Origin of the sequence: Streptomyces sp. NPDC048338 (assembly GCF_043201055.1) — a bacterium.
GTDB lineage: Bacteria > Actinomycetota > Actinomycetes > Streptomycetales > Streptomycetaceae > Streptomyces.
In genome coordinates this window covers 514,761-531,353 of the sequence record NZ_JBICYQ010000001.1, presented here as the reverse complement: position 1 = coordinate 531,353, position 16,593 = coordinate 514,761, and the positions used below count along the sequence as shown (strand labels likewise).

Here is a 16,593-nt window from a genome sequence, read left to right as displayed (position 1 = left end):
TAGACCAGCCGCCACCGACAACCCTCCGACAGACGACCGACAGCGGCCCCGGACGCGCCGACAGCCCGCCGATGGGGGATGTCGGCGGGCTGTCGTCCGTACCGCGATGGCGCGAGGAAAAGCCCCGGTGACCAGGGCGGATCAGGGAGCCGGCGGGCTCCCGGGGGTCAGTGGAAAGTGTGCTCCGGGGCGGGGAAGGCCCCACCGCTGACGTCCTCCGCGAAGGCGCGCGCGGCGTCGCCGAGCGTCTGGCGCAGGTTGGCGTACTGCTTGGTGAAGCGCGGCACCTTGCCGCCGGTGAGGCCGGCCATGTCCGTCCAGACGAGGACCTGAGCGTCGGTCTCGGGCCCCGCGCCGATGCCGATGGTCGGGATGTGCAGGGAACGGGTCACCTCGGCCGCCAGCTCGGACGGCACGAGCTCCAGCACGACCGCGAAGGCGCCGGCGTCCTGGGCCGCCTTGGCGTCGCTCAGCAGCCGGTGCGCGGCCTCGTCGCTGCGGCCCTGCACCCGGTAGCCCATGGTGTTGACGGACTGCGGGGTCAGGCCGAGGTGGGACATCACCGGGATGCCGGCCTGGACCAGCAGCTCGGTCTGCGGCAGCGAACGCTCGCCGCCCTCCAGCTTGACCGCGCCGACGCCGGCGTCCTTGACCAGCCGGGTGGCGTTGCGCAGGGCCTGGACGGGCCCTTCCTGGTACGAGCCGAAGGGGAGGTCGCCGACGACGAGGGCCCGCTTGGTGCCCCGCACGACGGCGGCGGACAGCAGGGTCATCTCGTCCATCGTCACGGGCACGGTGGTGTCGTAGCCGAGGTGACAGTTGCCCATCGAGTCGCCGACGAGGACGACCGGGATGCCCGCCTCGTCGAACACGGACGCCGTCATGGCGTCGTAGGCGGTGAGCATCGGCCACTTCTCGCCGCGGGTCTTGGCGGCGGCGATGTCGTGGACGGTGATGCGGCGCGTGCCCTTGCCTCCGTACAGCGCCTTGCTGCTGTCGGGGGACTGCGTCGGGGCAGGCTGAAGCGTCATGGTGAACGGCTCCTTCGTCATCTCGAGGCGCCCTGACGGCGTCCCCGGATCACGTCCATGGTGGCACTTCACGAGGCGGCGGGGGAAGTGGGCCGGAGTGGTGCTGTTCACACGCCGACCGGGCGAACCATTTCGATACGAGACGGCGCCGTATCGAAATCGGGTAGGCGTGGGGGCATGTCCCAGCCGTCCGCCGTTCCCGCGGCACCCCGGATCCCCGAGGCCGTCCACCGCCGCCGCTGGGTGGTCCTCGGCGTCCTGACGCTCAGCCTGCTGATCGTCGTCCTCGACAACTCGATCCTGAACGTCGCCGTCAAGACGATCGCCAGCCCCGCGCCCACCGGCATCGGCGCCGGTCAGAGCGAGCTGGAATGGGCGATCAACTCCTACACGCTCGTCTTCGCCGGCCTGCTGTTCACGGCGGGGCTGCTGGGCGACCGGTGGGGCCGCAAGAAGGTGCTGCTCTTCGGCATCGCCGTCTTCGGCGCGGGCTCCGCGCTCGCCGCGTTCTCCGGATCCCCCGGCGAGCTCATCACCTACCGGGCCGTCATGGGCCTGGGCGCCGCCTTCGTGATGCCCGCCACCCTCGCCGTCCTGATGAACGTCTTCGAGCGGGAGGAGCAGCCACGGGCCATCGGCATCTGGGCGGGCAGCGTCGGGGTCGCCATCGCGGTCGGCCCGATCACCGGCGGCATCCTGCTCGAACACTTCTGGTGGGGCTCGATCTTCCTGGTCAACGTGCCGGTCGTGATCCTCGCCTTCGTGCTGATGGCCTGGCTGGTGCCCGACTCCCGCGACCCCGCGCCCGGCCGGATCGACGTGCCGGGCGTCTTCCTGTCCGTCGTCGGGCTCGTCCTCCTCGTGTACGGGATCATCCGTGGCGGCGAGCTGGCCGACTTCACCGACCCCACCGTCCTCGCCCCGCTGCTCGCGGGCCTCGCGGTCCTCGTCGGCTTCGTCCTGCACGAGAAGCGCAGCGACCACCCGGCGATCGACATCGGCTACTTCGCCAAGCCCGCGTTCTCCGCCGCCGTGGCCGCCATCGCGCTGGTCTTCTTCGCGCTGATGGGCGTCACCTTCTTCTCCGCCTTCTACCTGCAGAGCGTGCGCGGCTACAGCGCGCTGCAGGCCGGACTGCTGATCCTGCCCATCGCCGCCGCGCAGCTGGTGTTCTCGCCCCGGGCGCGACTGGCCGTCGAACGCTTCGGCGCGCGGGTGGTGTGCGCCGGGGGCATGCTGCTGGTCGCCGCGGGCCTGACCGCCTTCACCTCCTTCGACGCGCACACGCCGGTGTGGACACTGGAGCTGGTCTTCTTCGCGCAGGGCCTGGGAATGGCGCACATCATGCCGCCGGTGACCGTCGCCGTGATGCAGTCCCTGCCCCGGGAGAAGGCCGGCTCGGGTTCGGCGATCAACAACACCTTCCGGCAGGTGGGGGGCGCGCTCGGGGTGGCGGTGCTCGGCTCGGTGCTCTCGGCCACCTACCGGGGCGAGATCGAGGGCCACCTGACCGGGCTGCCACCGGGCCTGCGGGACACGGCCGGCGAATCGATCGAGGCCACCCTCGGTGTCGCCGCGCGCCTCGGCCCGGAGGGGGCGGCGCTGGTGGCGCCCGCGTACGACGCCTTCCTCGACGCCATGCACGTCACGGCCGCCTGCTCGGCCGCGATCGCCCTGTTCGGCGCGGTCGTCGTGGGCGCCTTCCTGCCGGGCCGGCGGGCGGGCGGACCGGGCGCCCCCGGCGGGTCGGAGTCCGTCGCGAAGCCCGAACCGGAGTCGGACGCCGGAGCGAGCGCGCCGGTCCGGAGCTAGGCCCTGTCCGGGCGATCTTCGAGGACCGGCCCGTGGCGTCGGATGTGGTGTATCGCAAGGCGGAGGATCGCCCTCGTACCGGGCGTACTCGGGCGACTCCGACAACGCCGCGAGACGCCGCAGCCGTCGTCGCGGGCCCGAGAAGATCGCCAGGACAGGACCTAGCCGCCGCCGTGCAGGGGCGTCGCCGGGGATCGGGAGGATGCGAGCAGGTGACAGCAGGTGTCCCGCGGTGACGGCGAAAGGCGGAGCGGACGTGTCCCTCGAAGACGACGGCGCCCCGAAGGGCCCGCGGGGCGGGGGCGCCGCACGGCGCGGGCGGCCGCGCAGCGAGGCCGCCGAGCGGGCGATCCTGGCGGCGGCGACCTCGCTCCTGGAGGAGGGGGTCCCGCTCGCCGACCTGTCGATCGAGCGGATCGCCCGCACCGCCGGGGTCGGGAAGGCCACCATCTACCGCCGCTGGCCCGGCAAGGAGGAGCTCTTCGTCGACCTCCTGCGCTCCGTCGAGCCACCCGATCCGATCCTTCCCGGCACCTCCGTCCGCGACGACCTCGTCACGCTGCTCGAGTCGCTGCGACGACGTGGACTCGCCGAACGGAGTTCGGCCCTGCTGCACAACGTCTTCTCGCAGATGCGGCTGTATCCCAAGCTGTGGGAGGCGTACCACGCGACCGTGATCGAGCCGCGCCGCCGGCTCGGCCTGGACGTGCTGCGCCGGGGCATCGAGGCCGGCGAGATCCGGCCCGACCTCGACCTCGAACTGCTCGACGACCTCTTCGTCGGGCCCCTCCTGCTGCGCACCGTCATCCGGCCCGGCGCCCCGCTGGACCCCGGTCTGCCGGAGCGGGTCGTCGACGCCGTCCTGTCCGGCGTACGCCCCGGAAGCTGACCGAACCGTACGAATGTGCGCGTTCTGTCACAGCCGTACCGCCCGGGCCACCCGCCGGAACCCGCCGCGCCGCTCTGTCGTCCCCCGTGGCAGTACGACGGACCCGTCATCACCTAGTGTCGACGTCGGGTCACCGAGCAAGGCAGTGAGGACAGAGTGATGGCGCGGGTGGACATGACGGAGACCGAGAACGGCGGCGCACGGGACGAGCGCTCCGGATCGCGGTTCCGATCGGTGCTCGGGCGCCGGCTGGGCGACCGGGGCATCTGGCGCCGCGGGATCCTGCTCGCGGTCTGCGCCGTCCTGCTCACGCTGCTGATGGTCCTGCACTCCGACATCCCCAACCGCATCGGCAACCTCGGCAGCCTCACCGAGACCTTCCTGCCCTGGCTCGGCCTGCTCGTGCCGGTGCTGCTGGTCCTCGCGGTGCTGCGGCGCTCCGCGACCGCGCTGATCGCCCTGCTGCTGCCGGCCGTGGTCTGGCTCAACCTCTTCGGCGGCCTGGTCACGGACAAGTCCGCCGGCGGCGGCGACCTCACCGTCGCGACCCACAACGTGAACGCCGACAATCCGGACCCCGAGGGCACGGCCCGCCAGATCGCTTCGTCCGGCGCCGACGTGGTCGCGCTGGAGGAGCTCAAGGGCGAGATGGTCCCGGTCTACGAGCGCGGCCTGGCCGACACGTACGCCTATCACTCCGTGCAGGGCACCGTCGGGCTGTGGAGCAAGTACCCGATGCGCGACACGCGTGAGGTCGACATCCGGATGGGCTGGACCCGCGCCATGCGTTCGACCGTCGCCACCCCCCAGGGCGCGGTGGCCGTGTACGTCGCCCACCTGCCGTCCGTGCGGGTCAAGCTGAACGCCGGCTTCACCGCCAACCAGCGCGACCGGAGCGCCAACGCGCTGGGCGAGGCCATCGCCGACGACCCGAACCGCCGGGTCATCCTGCTCGGCGACCTCAACGGCACCATGAACGACCGCTCGCTGAACGCCGTCACCTCGCAGCTGCGCTCCACGCAGGGCGCCTCCGGCGACGGCTTCGGCTTCAGCTGGCCGGCCTCGTTCCCGATGGCCCGGATCGACCAGATCATGGTCAAGGGCGTGGAGCCGGTCTCGTCCTGGACGCTCGCGGAGACCGAGAGCGACCACCTGCCGATCGCGGCGCGCATCAGCCTGTGACGGCACGCGCCGGAAACCTCCCCTTCACCCGCGTTTTCCCTCGGGCGGGGAGCCTTTGTTAAGTTGCAGAACTAACTTCTCGAAAGGCTCTCCCATGCCCCTGGCGCTGCTCGCGCTCGCCGTCTCCGCCTTCGGCATCGGCACCACCGAGTTCGTGATGATGGGCCTGCTGCCCAACGTCGCCGGCGACCTCGGCACCTCCGTCCCCACCGCCGGGTACCTCGTCTCCGCCTACGCGATCGGTGTCGTCATCGGCGCCCCGCTGCTCACCGCCCTCGGCTCGCGGGTCCCGCGCAAGCGGATGCTCCTGCTGCTGATGGCCCTGTTCGCGGTCGGCAACCTGGCCTCCGCGCTGGCGCCCGGCTTCGGCTGGCTCGTCGCCGGCCGGGTCCTGGCCGGACTCCCGCACGGCGCGTTCTTCGGCGTCGGCGCCGTCGTCGCCGCCCGCCTGGTCCCCGAGGGCCGGCAGGCGCGGGCGGTGGCCACGATGTTCCTCGGCCTGACCGTCGCCAACATCCTGGGCGTCCCGGCCGCGACCCTCCTCGGCCAGCGCCTCGGCTGGCGGGCCACCTTCCTGGTCGTCACCGCCATCGGCCTGCTCGCGATGGCGGCACTCGCCCGGCTCGTGCCGCGGGTACCGGTCGACGCGCAGCAGAGCCTGGGCCGTGAACTGCGCGCGCTCGGCCGCCCCCAGGTGCTGCTCGGCCTGCTCACCGCCGTCTTCGGCTTCGCCGGCGTCTTCGCCGTCTACTCCTACCTCGCCTCGATGACCACCGAGGTGATGGGCTTCGGCGAGTCCTCGGTCACCCTCGTGCTCGCCCTCTTCGGGATCGGCATGACGGCCGGCGCGCTCGCCGCGGGCCCGCTCACCGACCGCGCGCTGCGCCCGACGCTCTACGGTTCGCTGGCCGCGCTCGCCCTCGTGCTGGTCGCCTTCCGCTTCACCGTCCACGTGCCGTGGCTGGCGCTCGTGACCGTCGTCGTCCTCGGCGCGGTCGGTTTCATGACCACCACCCCGCTCCAGATGCTGGTGATGAACAAGGCCAAGGACGCTCCGACCCTCGCCTCCGCCTCCAACCACTCCGCCTTCAACCTCGCCAACGCGGGCGGGGCCTGGGCCGGCGGCGCCGCCGTCGCGGTCGGCTGGGGCTGGACCTCCCCGGCGCTCGTCGGCGCCGTCCTGACGGTGGTGGGCCTGGCGGTCGCCGCCGCGGCCGGACTCCTCGACCTGCGGGGCGGCACGCCCGAGGGGGCTTCCCGCGTCGTCGCGAAAAGCCCCCTCCGTACGGCGGGTACGCGGGCCGGCGGCGTGCCGGCCCCGGTCAGCGAGCCGTCGTCTCCCGCCAGCGGTTCGTGATCGGAAGCCGGCGGTCCTTGCCGAACCCCTTCGCCGAGATCTTGGTGCCCGGCGGGTACTGGCGCCGCTTGTACTCCGCCGCGTCCACCATGCGCAGCGTGCGCGCCACCAGCTCCTCGTCGAAGCCGGCCGCGACGATCGCGTCCTTGCCCTGGTCGCGGTCGACGTACATCGCGAGGATCCGGTCCAGGACGTCGTAGTCCGGGAGGGAGTCGGTGTCGACCTGCCCCGGGCGCAGCTCCGCGCTCGGAGGCTTGGAGATCGAGTTCTCCGGGATCGGCGGCGTCTGGCCGCGGTCCTCGGCCGCCCGGTTGCGCCAGCGGGCGAGCCGGAACACGGTCGACTTGTACACGTCCTTGATCGGGCCGTACGCGCCGACGGAGTCTCCGTACAGCGTCGAGTAGCCCACCGCCAGTTCGGACTTGTTGCCCGGCGCGAGGACGATGTGGCCCTCCTGGTTGGACAGCGCCATCAGCAGGGTGCCGCGCAGCCGGGACTGGAGGTTCTCCTCCGACAGGCCGGACAGGCCGAGCGCCCCCATGTACGCGTCGAACATCGGCTCGATCGACACCGTGCGGAAGTTCAGGCCGGTGCGCCGGGCCAGTTCGGCGGCGTCGCTCCGGGAGTGGTCCGAGGAGTACTTCGACGGCATCGAGACCCCGTACACGTGCTGCGCGCCGACCGCGTCGCAGGCGATCGCGGCGACGAGCGCCGAGTCGATGCCGCCGGACAGGCCGACGAGGACGGACCGGAAGCCGTTCTTCGCGGCGTACGCACGCAGGCCCACGACGAGCGCCGAGTACACCTCCTCGTCGTCGTCGAGCCGGTTCGCGTAGCCGCCCGTCAGCTCCCGCTCATAGGCGGGCAGCGGCTCCTCGGAGAGGACCACACGGTCGATCCGCAGCCCGTCGTCCACGACGCCCGTCGGCGCGTCGGCCGAGGCGGCCGGCAGGTCGAGGTCGAGGATCACGCTTCCCTCGGAGAACTGCGGGGCACGGGCGACGACTTCGCCGGCGGCGTCGACGACGATCGAGTCACCGTCGAAGACCAGCTCGTCCTGACCACCCATCATCGCGAGGTACGCGGTGGTGCAGCCGGCCTCCTGGGCGCGCTTGCGGACCAGTTCGAGCCGGGTGTCGTCCTTGTCCCGCTCGTACGGCGAGGCGTTGATCGAGACGAGCAGCCCCGCGTGCGCGCTGCGGGCCGCCGGCACCCGGCCGCCGTCCTGCCAGAGGTCCTCGCAGATCGCGAGGGCGACGTCGACGCCGTGGACCCGGACGACGGGCATGGTGTCGCCCTGGACGAAGTAGCGGTACTCGTCGAAGACGCCGTAGTTGGGCAGGTGGTGCTTGGCGAACCGCAGGACCACCTCGCCCCCGTACAGCACGGCGCCGGCGTTCTCGGGGGACCCGGCGGGCCGGCCGAGGCGCGGGCGGTCGCGCTCGGAGCGGTCGAGGTAGCCGACGATCACCGGCAGTCCCCCGAAGCCCTCGGCGGCCAGGCGCCCGGCGAGCGCCCGCAGGGCGTCCCGGGACGCCTCCACGAACGAGGAGCGAAGGGCCAGGTCCTCGACGGGGTAGCCGGTGAGCACCATTTCGGGGAACGCGACGAGGTGCGCGCCCTGCTCGGCGGCGTGCCGGGTCCAGTGGACGATCGCCTCGGCGTTCCCGGCGAGGTCGCCGACGGTCGAGTCGATCTGATTCAGAGCGAGGCGTAGTTGAGGCACCTGCCCAGTGTAATCGTCAGACCGACGCTATGTCCTGGGATACGGGAGCCCGGCGGGAACGGCCCGGCGGACGCGGCCGCCGGACCGGGCCGTGCGCGAGGGTCACCCGGTGGGACCCGTCCAGATCGCGTCCTCGTAGTCCAGCACCTTGGGGCCCACCTCCAGCTGCATCTCGCCGTCGGCGTTCGCGGGCAGCGAGAAGGCGAACTCCCCCTTGGCCTGCTTGCCCGGCAGCAGCCGGCCCGTGAACGGCTCGGAGGCGCCGCTGCCGTCGAAGATCTGACCCGCCGCCGCTCCCGCGCCGTCCCGGACGCTGGGCAGGGCCGTGGTGATGTCCACCGCCTTGTCGGACCCGTTGACGATGGTGATCGTCACCTGGAAGGCGCTGTTGCCCTTGGTGTGACCGGCCGCGAACTCGTCCGGCCGGTACGCGCGCGGCTTGGAGACGGTCACCTTCATGCCGTCGGGGTAGGTGTGCGTCCCGCCGAACGCCAGCGCCGCCGGAGCGGAATCCGTCGGCAGGTCGTCGGGCGTGGCGGGACCCGGCTCGGAGGGGGCGGCCGTGGCCGACTCCTGCTCGCGTATCTCCTTCTCCAGGTCGTCCGCCACGTCGCCGACCGCCATGACGATGACGACCAGCCACACGAGCGAGACGACGACGGTGACGGCGCCGAGGACGATGCCGGCGACGGCCGCGCCCTTGTCGCTCGCCTCGCCCCGGCGGGCACGGGCGTGACCGACCAGACCGAGCACGAGGGAGAGCACGCCCAGGACGCCGCCCAGCCAGAACAGGAACGGGACGATCCCGAGGACCAGCCCCACGATGCCGGTGACCAGCGCGGCGATGCCGAGGCCGTTGCGGGCCTGGCGGACCGGCGGGGGCGGCGGCCCCCAGGGCATCTGGGCAGGGGCGTTCGGGGGCATGGTCATGCGGCATCCTTCACGGCGGGCGCGGGGGTCGGGGAGGGACTCCTCGGCCGGCACCGGCACACAGCCCCCTGGTGATCATGACCGTATGTCGGCGGTATGTGCGGGCGCCAGGGATTTTGCGGGCGAGACGGGTTCGTCTCCCGGGCTCGGTGCCGCGGCCCACGCGGCCGGTGCGGCTGCGGTGCCTCCCGCCCACCCGGCGCGGGTACGCGCCTCGCGCCCTGCCCCGGACCCGCCGCTCGCCCGGTGCCGGTCGGCGGCTCCGGGCGCCGCTCGTGGCAGGCTGGCTCGCGGCAGCCGCCGTCTCCGTGGCCGAGGAGCGCCCTTGAGCAGGTTCGTCCGCGTCGGCGGAGTGGCCCATCACGTCGTCGTGGAGGGCTCCGGGCCCGTCTGCGTCCTCAGCGCGGGCCTCGCCATGTGCTGGTTCGACTGGGACCCGGTCGTCCGGCTGCTCGCCCCGCACCGCACGGTCGTCCGCTTCGACCGCCCCGGTCACGGACTGTCCGCCCCCGCCGCCGTCCCGCCCAGCGCGGCAGGCGAGGCCCACCGGATAGCCGGAGTCCTCGACGCGCTGGGCCTGCCCGGCCCCGCCACCGTCGTCGGCCACTCCATCGCCGGCTTCCACGCCGAGGCCCACGCCCGCCTGTACCCGGCCCGCACCGCCGGGGTCGTCCTCGTCGACTCCTCCGTCGAGGAACACGCCCGGCCGCCCGCCGCCCCCGCCCTGCGCACCGCCGTGGCCCGGGCCCTCGGCACCGTGCTCGGAGCCGCCGGAGCGCCCGCCGCCCTCGGCCCGGCCGTCCGCCGTGCCGGCGTGCGGCTGTCACGCCCCACGGGCGGCGACCCGGCACCGGCCACCCTCGTCCGCGCCTGCTACGCCACGACCCGCGTACTGCGCGGCGCGCTCCTGGAGAACACCCACTACCGCGCCGTCGCCGCCGAACTCCTCGCCCTGCGCGAGCGCTTCCCGCTCCCGCCGGACCTGCCCGTCACCGTGCTCGCGGCCCCGGACGGGTCGGCCCGCTGGGACCGGCGCCAGCGCACGCTGGCCCGGCGGCTCGGCGCCCGCTACGAGGCGGTCGAGCCGTCGGGCCAGCTGATGATGCTGGACCGCCCGGACGCGGTGGCACGGGCGGCTCTGCGCACCGGCGGTCAGGACGAGGCGTAGACGCTCGCGCAGAACGCCTGCATCTGCTCGTCCGACAGGTGCTGGGCCAGATCGGCCTCACTGATCATGCCGATGAGCCGCTTGTCCTCGATGACGGGGAGCCGGCGGATCTGATGACCCTGCATCTCCTCCAGGACCGCGCCGACGTCCGCGCCCGAGTCGATCCAGCGCGGGGTGCCCTGCGCCATCTCGCCACAGGTGACCTTCGCCGGGTCGTGGCCCATGGCGACACAGCCCACGACGATGTCGCGGTCCGTGATGATGCCGCACAGCCGTTCCTGCTCGTCGGCTATGGGAAGCGCGCCCACGTTGAGGTCGCGCATCATCTGCGCCGCACGGTCGAGCGTTTCGTGCCGGGGGATCCACTGGGCCCCGGGGTGCATGATGTCCTTGGCCGTGGTCATGGGGTGCGTACCTCCGTAGAACGACGTCGTACGTACGTCCCCGAGCCTCACCCATTGTCCGCGTACGAGGCGGCCCCCGCGACCGCTGGGATCACGGGGGCCGCCCTGCCTTGCGGGAGCGTCAGCCGCGCGGCTTCGCGCCCCGCGCGGCCAGCAGATCCGCCATCAGCGCCAGCTCGGACTCCTGGGCCTCGACCATGCCCTGGGCGAGCTTCCGCTCGATGTCCACGGAGCACTTCTCCACACAGCCGCGGGCCATGTGGACGCCGCCCTTGTGGTGGTCGGACATCAGCTGGAGGTAGAGGATCTCGGCCTCCCGGCCCTCGGCCTTCCGCAGCCGGTCCAGCTCCGTCTTCGTCGCCATGCCGGGCATCAGCGCCCCGTCGAGCGGGCCCGCGTCACCGTGGCCGCCCATGCCCATCCAGGACATCGGCTCGGTGCCGGACTCCACCTTCGGCAGCCCCCACATGTCCAGCCAGCCCAGCATCATGCCGCGCTGGTTGGCCTGCGTGTTGGCGATGTCGTACGCCAGCCGGCGCACCTCCTCGTCCTTCGTCCGGTCCCGGACGATGAACGACATCTCCACGGCCTGCTGGTGGTGGACCGACATGTCGCGGGCGAAACCCGCGTCCGCCGACTCCGTGACGGGCGTCCGCGGCTCCGCGTCGCGCTGGGCCGAGGCGACCGTGAGGGCGCCGCCGGCGAACAGCAGCGCCAGGACGACGGCGGTGATCGCCGCCCACTGCGTGCGGTTCGGGCGGGACCCGCTCACTGGCCCGTCCCGGCGCCGCCCTGACCCTCGGCGCCCAGGCCGCCGGTGCACGCGGCACCCGGCTCCGGGGTCTGCGGGCCCTGCACGTACTTGGTGAAGAACGCGTCCACGCGCGGGTCGCTCGCGCCGTCCACGGTCACCTGCTTGCCCCAGGCGCTCAGCATGATCGCGCCGGCCTGGTCGTCGACCGGGCTCATCAGGGAGTACGGCGTCTTGCCGACCTTCTCGGCCAGCTTCTTCACGTCCGCCTCGGCGGCCTTCTTGCTGTACGTCACCCAGACCGCGCCGTGCTCCAGGGAGTGCACGGCGTTCCTCTCGGCGACCTTCTGCTGGTAGACGTCGCCGTCGCAGTTCATCCAGACCTGGTCGTGGTCGCCGCCGACCGGGGGCTTCATCGGGTACGTCACGGCGTTGGTGACGTGGTTGCGGCCGAGCTTCTTGGCGTCCCAGGACTTCTCGTCCTTGATGGGCGCCTTGGCCGCGGCCTCCTTCTGCTCCTTCTTGTCGGCCTGGTCCTTCAGCACGTAGCCGCCGAAGCCGACGAGGGCCAGGACGACGACGGTGGAGACACTGATGGTGAGGATGCGGTTGCGGCGGTCGCGGGCCTTCTCGGCGCGCCGCATCTCCTCTATGCGGGCACGGCGGTCGGAGGCGGCGGAGCGGTTGGCGGCCATGGTGTTTCGTCCTTCTGTGGTGAGGGGGGTCGTCACGCGTCGGTCGGGACGCGGCGGGCGGGTGCTGCGGGTGACCCGACCGTCACGTCCGCAGGACTTGAAGGACGTGCAGGTCCGGCGCACGCGGCTGTGCGCCGGGGCGGGGAGCCCGGCCGGTGTCGTGCGACGGGCCGGTGCCCGGCAGCCGGCCCTCCGCGCGCAGCGGGGGGTCGAGCGGCGGGGCGGTCAGCACCGCGGGGCTGAGCGAGGGGAAGAGCGAGCAGTCGCCGCGGTCGTACGGGCACACGTACTCGTCCGCACCGGACCGGTCCGCGCCGCGCGCGACGACGCCGGCGACGTCCGTGCCGCCGGCGGCGTGGCGCTCGTGCGCCCGCGGGGCCGTGCCGTGCGCCGGACCGCCGCCCAGACAGACGAAGAGCGCGGCGAGGAGCGTCGCCACGGCACTCATCAGTGCCACGGGACGCGCGCGCCGGGTCAGGCGGACGAGTGGAGGGCCCCCCATGGGCGGAGATCGTAGTGGCCGACGGACCCGGAGGGCACGGGTGGGTGGACGCTCGGGGTGATCGGACGCGCGAAAACGGCCCGTCCCCCGTTACCTGTGTCACACCCGAGCAGGCACTATGGGTGTGCAACGTGCGCGAAACCATGTGGTGGGATGCTCAGGTGCCCTCCGATATGCCCAAGGCGGTGGGAACAGGCGGCCTGACCAGCAAAGATGGGTGTGGAAATGGACAAGCAGCAGGAATTCGTGCTCCGGACGCTCGAGGAGCGTGACATCCGGTTCGTGCGCCTGTGGTTCACCGACGTGCTCGGCTTCCTGAAGTCGGTCGCCGTGGCGCCCGCCGAGCTTGAGCAGGCATTCGACGAAGGCATCGGCTTCGACGGGTCCGCCATCGAGGGCTTCGCCCGTGTATACGAGTCGGACATGATCGCGAAGCCGGATCCGGGCACCTTCCAGATCCTGCCGTGGCGCGCCGAGGCCCCGGGCACGGCCCGGATGTTCTGCGACATCCTGATGCCCGACGGTTCGCCGTCCTTCGCCGACCCGCGGTTCGTCCTGAAGCGGATGCTGGCCAAGACGTCCGACCTCGGCTTCACCTTCTACACGCACCCCGAGATCGAGTTCTTCCTCCTGAAGGACAAGCCGCTCGACGGTTCGACCCCCACGCCCGCCGACAACTCCGGCTACTTCGACCACACCCCGCAGAACGTCGGCATGGACTTCCGCCGCCAGGCGATCACCATGCTGGAGTCGATGGGCATCTCGGTGGAGTTCTCCCACCACGAGGGCGCGCCCGGCCAGCAGGAGATCGACCTCAGGTACGCGGACGCGCTGTCCACGGCCGACAACATCATGACCTTCCGCCTGGTCATGAAGCAGGTCGCGCTGGAGCAGGGCGTGCAGGCGACGTTCATGCCGAAGCCGTTCTCGCAGTACCCGGGCTCGGGGATGCACACCCACCTCTCCCTCTTCGAGGGCGACCGGAACGCCTTCTACGAGTCGGGTGCGGAGTACCAACTGTCCAAGGTGGGCCGCTCCTTCATCGCCGGACTGCTCAAGCACGCCGCCGAGATCTCGGCCGTCACCAACCAGTGGGTCAACTCCTACAAGCGCATCTGGGGCGGCTCGGCGCGCAGCGCGGGCGCGGGCGGCGAGGCCCCTTCGTACATCTGCTGGGGCCACAACAACCGCTCGGCCCTGATCCGCGTCCCGATGTACAAGCCCGGCAAGACGGGCTCCTCCCGCGTCGAGGTCCGCTCCATCGACTCCGGCGCCAACCCGTACCTGACCTACGCCGTCCTGCTGGCGGCGGGCCTCAAGGGCATCGAGGAGGGCTACGAGCTCCCGGCGGGCGCGGACGACGACGTCTGGGCGCTCTCGGACGCCGAGCGCCGCGCGATGGGCATCGAGCCGCTGCCGCAGAACCTGGGCGAGGCGATCGCCCTGATGGAGAAGAGCGAACTGGTCGCCGAGACGCTCGGCGAGCACGTCTTCGACTTCTTCCTGCGCAACAAGAAGCAGGAGTGGGAGGAGTACCGCAGCGAGGTCACCGCCTTCGAACTGCGGAAGAACCTGCCGGTGCTGTAAGGGCAGGTCGGCGGGGGGTGCCCCCGCGGAACGACGGTCGGGGCCGGTGGCGGTGAGCCACCGGCCCCGAGTCGTCTCAACCGCCCTGGGCCGCCTGTGGGCCGCGGGCGCCGTCTCAGGCGACGGTCATCGGGCTGTCGCGCAGGGTGACGTTGGCGTGGCTCTCCTGGAAGCTCTGGTCGGAGACCAGGGTCAGCCGGGCCGTGGACTGGAACTCCGGAAGAGTGGTGGAGCCGCAGGACACCATCGTGGTCCTGAGCTTGGCGACGGTCACGGCGAGCCCTTCGTCGAGGTCGCCGGCGTAGGGGACGTAGCCGTCGACGCCCTCCTCGAAGATCAGGCCCTGGCCTCCTTGCCCGTAGCGCTGCCAGTTGCGGGCACGGTTCGAGCCCTCGCCCCAGTACTCCTTCACGAAGCCGTCCCGGGTGGGGAGCTTCGCGCCGGCCGCCTGGTCGAAGCGGGCGAAGTAGCGCCCCATCATGACGAAGTCGGCTCCCATCGCCAGTGCCAGGGCCACGTGGTAGTCGTGGACCAGCCCGCCGTCGGAGCAGATCGGCACGTACTCGCCGGTGCGGTCGCGGAAGGCGTCCCGGGCGGCGGCGACGTCCAGGACCGCGCTGGCCTGGCCGCGGCCGATGCCCTTCTGATCGCGGGTGATGCAGATGGAGCCGCCGCCCACGCCGACCTTGACGAAGTCCGCACCGGCCTCGGCGAGGAAGGTGAACGCCTCGCCGTCGACCACGTTGCCGCCGCCGGTGGGGATCTCCGGGTAGTGCTTCTTCACCCAGGTCAGGGCTTGCGCCTGCCAGTCGCTGTAGCCGTCGGAGGAGTCGAAGCACAGGGCGTCGGCGCCGGCCTCCAGCAGGGCGGGAACGCGCTCCTGGTAGTCGTGCGTGTTGATGCCCGCGCCGACGCGCAGGCGCTTGGCGCTGTCGACGGCCTGGTTCGGGAAGCGCTTGTTGTCCGTGTAGTCGGACCGGAAGACCAGGTACTGCAGGTGGCCCTCGGCGTCGAGCACCGGGAGGCAGTCGAGCCGCTGGTCCCACAGCCGGGCGTTGGCTTCGGAGAGCGTGGTGTCGGCCGCGGCGTGGGGAAGGTCGGCGACGGCGGTCATCCGACCGCTCACCGGTCCGTCGAGGTCGTGGCGCTGGGGGTGGAAGTCGCGGGAGGTCACCAGGCCGAGCAGGCGGCCGGTGGCGCTGCCGTCGTGGGTGACCGCGGCGGTGCTGTGACCGGTGCGCAGCATGACGGCGACCAGGTGGCTCAGGCTGTCGTCGGGGCGGACGTTGGTGTCGCTGGTGACGAAACCGGCCTTGAAGTTCTTCACCTGGCGGACGGCCGCGGCCTGGTCCTGGATCGACTGGTTGTGGTGCAGGAAGCTCAGACCGCCGTTGCGTGCGAGGGCGACGGCGAGTTCCGGTGTGCTGACGGCCTGCATGATCGCGGAGGTGAACGGGGAGCCGAGTTCGATCGCCGACGGCTCTCCGACGGCGTGCCGCACCAGGGGAGTGCGCAGGTCGACCGTCGCGGGCGAGCAGTCGGTCCGGGTCCGGTTGGGCAAGAGCAGAAACTCGTTGAACGTCCTCGAGACCTCGGCGATGACCTGTGCCACTCGTTCCTCCTGACCCGTCGGCCGGAACCCGACTGTCCGGCCGTGAAGGCCGCCCCGTGTCCCAGGACCGGGCAGGCAGGTGACGGCATGACAGCTGCGGAGGTGCCACGAGCTGCGGCAGAACCCTGACCTGCCCGTGGTTCTCACCGGGGGCGGTCGTGACCTGGGACCCTATCGACTGGCCCCGCCGCTGCGCGAATCCCGTCCTCTCCAACGGAACGACGATCAGGGCCGGTTGCAGCCGGTCACCGGCCCGGAGCCGGACATGGGCATCAGGAATCCCGCACCCGGCCATGGCCCCGACCCCGTGGGGAAACGCCGCGTACGACCTCCGCCGACCGGTCCGATCCGAAGCCGCGGATCAGGTGCGCCTGAGCCGTCTCCCGGCCGACCCGGGCCGCCCGTCGCCCCCGGCCGGGCGTGTGGCAGGCTGCGGCGACGAACCCCACCGGGTCGGCGCGCCCGTACGGGCTCCGGCCGCACCATGCCTCAGGAGCACCACCCGTGAACGGAAAGCGCCGCCGCCTTCTGCTGGCCGCCATCGATCCCCTGCTGGAGGCCGGAGAGCGCGTCGAGGTCACGACGATCGTGAACCTCAGCTCCGTCTCCGTACGGCGGACCGCGGCGTTCGCGGTGGCCTCGGCCGTCGTGAGCGCCGGCGCGATGAGCGTGATACCGGTCCCGGTGCCGATGTACCTCGCCATGACCGACCGTCGCCTCTTCGTCTTCCGGGCCGACCCGACGTTCGCCAGGACCGGGGAGCACCTGATGACCATCCCGCGGGCCGGCCTCGTCCGTACGGCGGTCCGGGAGCGTTTCCTCAACTCGTCGTTCGTCGTCTCCTCGGGGGACCGCCCGCAGGGGCTGAAGATCGTCTTCCCGTTGCTCGGCCGCAAGGAGCGGGACGTCATCGCGGCGGCCCTGCCCGTCGCCGCCTGACTCGGCGG

At 72.2% G+C, this 16,593-nt stretch carries 15 protein-coding genes; 7 read left to right on the top strand and 8 right to left on the bottom strand.

What is annotated here, in order from left to right; all coding sequences use genetic code 11:
* Positions 1–167 precede the first annotated feature (167 nt).
* Positions 168–1,031: a 3-methyl-2-oxobutanoate hydroxymethyltransferase gene (gene panB, locus ACGFZF_RS02430; protein ID WP_393550656.1), complete on the bottom strand. Its 864-nt coding sequence runs from the start codon at positions 1,029–1,031 to the stop codon at positions 168–170.
* A 177-nt stretch (positions 1,032–1,208) separates the two neighbouring features.
* On the opposite strand from panB, the gene ACGFZF_RS02425 reads away from it, so the two are divergent.
* From ACGFZF_RS02425 to ACGFZF_RS02410, 4 genes are all read left to right on the top strand, one after another.
* Positions 1,209–2,843, top strand: coding sequence for an MFS transporter (locus tag ACGFZF_RS02425; RefSeq protein WP_393550655.1), 1,635 nt, complete (start codon positions 1,209–1,211; stop codon positions 2,841–2,843).
* Positions 2,844–3,099: 256 nt separating this feature from the next.
* Positions 3,100–3,732, top strand: a complete 633-nt coding sequence (locus ACGFZF_RS02420) for a TetR/AcrR family transcriptional regulator (protein ID WP_393550654.1) — start codon at positions 3,100–3,102, stop codon at positions 3,730–3,732.
* Positions 3,733–3,891: 159 nt separating this feature from the next.
* On the top strand, positions 3,892–4,914 hold the full coding sequence (locus ACGFZF_RS02415) for an endonuclease/exonuclease/phosphatase family protein (protein WP_393550653.1): 1,023 nt from the start codon (positions 3,892–3,894) through the stop codon (positions 4,912–4,914).
* A gap of 94 nt (positions 4,915–5,008) precedes the next feature.
* Positions 5,009–6,271 (top strand): MFS transporter, encoded by a 1,263-nt coding sequence (locus ACGFZF_RS02410; protein WP_393550652.1) that lies wholly within the window; start codon positions 5,009–5,011, stop codon positions 6,269–6,271.
* Here the strand turns inward: ACGFZF_RS02410 and ACGFZF_RS02405 are convergent.
* Together ACGFZF_RS02405 and ACGFZF_RS02400 are read right to left on the bottom strand one after the other, a co-directional pair.
* Positions 6,237–7,997 (bottom strand): NAD+ synthase, encoded by a 1,761-nt coding sequence (locus ACGFZF_RS02405; protein ID WP_393550651.1) that lies wholly within the window; start codon positions 7,995–7,997, stop codon positions 6,237–6,239. The genes ACGFZF_RS02410 and ACGFZF_RS02405 overlap by 35 nt on opposite strands.
* Before the next feature lie 102 nt (positions 7,998–8,099).
* Positions 8,100–8,927, bottom strand: a complete 828-nt coding sequence (locus ACGFZF_RS02400; protein WP_393550650.1) for a DUF4190 domain-containing protein — start codon at positions 8,925–8,927, stop codon at positions 8,100–8,102.
* Between the two features lie 325 nt (positions 8,928–9,252).
* Between ACGFZF_RS02400 and ACGFZF_RS02395 the strand changes: the two genes are divergently transcribed.
* Positions 9,253–10,095, top strand: coding sequence for an alpha/beta fold hydrolase (locus tag ACGFZF_RS02395; protein ID WP_393550649.1), 843 nt, complete (start codon positions 9,253–9,255; stop codon positions 10,093–10,095).
* Here the strand turns inward: ACGFZF_RS02395 and ACGFZF_RS02390 are convergent.
* The 4 genes from ACGFZF_RS02390 to ACGFZF_RS02375 form a co-directional block, all read right to left on the bottom strand.
* On the bottom strand, positions 10,080–10,499 hold the full coding sequence (locus ACGFZF_RS02390) for a CBS domain-containing protein (RefSeq protein ID WP_356609235.1): 420 nt from the start codon (positions 10,497–10,499) through the stop codon (positions 10,080–10,082). The genes ACGFZF_RS02395 and ACGFZF_RS02390 overlap by 16 nt on opposite strands.
* Positions 10,500–10,620: 121 nt before the next feature.
* Positions 10,621–11,271 (bottom strand): DUF305 domain-containing protein, encoded by a 651-nt coding sequence (locus tag ACGFZF_RS02385; protein WP_393550648.1) that lies wholly within the window; start codon positions 11,269–11,271, stop codon positions 10,621–10,623.
* Positions 11,268–11,945, bottom strand: coding sequence for a DUF3105 domain-containing protein (locus ACGFZF_RS02380; protein ID WP_393550647.1), 678 nt, complete (start codon positions 11,943–11,945; stop codon positions 11,268–11,270). The genes ACGFZF_RS02385 and ACGFZF_RS02380 overlap by 4 nt, the downstream gene beginning before the upstream one ends.
* Before the next feature lie 82 nt (positions 11,946–12,027).
* A complete protein-coding gene (locus ACGFZF_RS02375; protein ID WP_393550646.1) occupies positions 12,028–12,447 on the bottom strand; it encodes a hypothetical protein in 420 nt (139 codons plus the stop codon).
* A 225-nt stretch (positions 12,448–12,672) separates the two neighbouring features.
* Here ACGFZF_RS02375 and glnA point away from each other — a divergent pair, with 225 nt between their 5' ends.
* Positions 12,673–14,034, top strand: a complete 1,362-nt coding sequence (gene glnA, locus ACGFZF_RS02370; RefSeq protein WP_147977741.1) for a type I glutamate--ammonia ligase — start codon at positions 12,673–12,675, stop codon at positions 14,032–14,034.
* Between the two features lie 115 nt (positions 14,035–14,149).
* On the opposite strand, the gene ACGFZF_RS02365 is transcribed toward glnA, so the two are convergent.
* Positions 14,150–15,646, bottom strand: coding sequence for an IMP dehydrogenase (locus ACGFZF_RS02365; RefSeq protein ID WP_393550645.1), 1,497 nt, complete (start codon positions 15,644–15,646; stop codon positions 14,150–14,152).
* Positions 15,647–16,150: 504 nt separating this feature from the next.
* On the opposite strand from ACGFZF_RS02365, the gene ACGFZF_RS02360 reads away from it, so the two are divergent.
* Entirely contained in the window at positions 16,151–16,585 is a 435-nt protein-coding gene (locus ACGFZF_RS02360; RefSeq protein WP_356609225.1) for a hypothetical protein, read from the top strand.
* Positions 16,586–16,593 lie beyond the last annotated feature (8 nt).

Excerpts from the sequence above, each read along its gene's own strand:
- panB (WP_393550656.1), bottom strand. The coding sequence starts at position 1,031 with ATGACGCTTCAGCCTGCCCCGACGCAGTCCCCCGACAGCAGCAAGGCG.
- ACGFZF_RS02425 (WP_393550655.1), top strand. The coding sequence starts at position 1,209 with ATGTCCCAGCCGTCCGCCGTTCCCGCGGCACCCCGGATCCCCGAGGCC.
- ACGFZF_RS02415 (WP_393550653.1), top strand. The coding sequence starts at position 3,892 with ATGGCGCGGGTGGACATGACGGAGACCGAGAACGGCGGCGCACGGGAC.
- ACGFZF_RS02410 (WP_393550652.1), top strand. The coding sequence starts at position 5,009 with ATGCCCCTGGCGCTGCTCGCGCTCGCCGTCTCCGCCTTCGGCATCGGC.
- ACGFZF_RS02400 (WP_393550650.1), bottom strand. The coding sequence starts at position 8,927 with ATGACCATGCCCCCGAACGCCCCTGCCCAGATGCCCTGGGGGCCGCCG.
- ACGFZF_RS02390 (WP_356609235.1), bottom strand. The coding sequence starts at position 10,499 with ATGACCACGGCCAAGGACATCATGCACCCCGGGGCCCAGTGGATCCCC.
- ACGFZF_RS02380 (WP_393550647.1), bottom strand. The coding sequence starts at position 11,945 with ATGGCCGCCAACCGCTCCGCCGCCTCCGACCGCCGTGCCCGCATAGAG.
- ACGFZF_RS02375 (WP_393550646.1), bottom strand. The coding sequence starts at position 12,447 with ATGGGGGGCCCTCCACTCGTCCGCCTGACCCGGCGCGCGCGTCCCGTG.
- glnA (WP_147977741.1), top strand. The coding sequence starts at position 12,673 with ATGGACAAGCAGCAGGAATTCGTGCTCCGGACGCTCGAGGAGCGTGAC.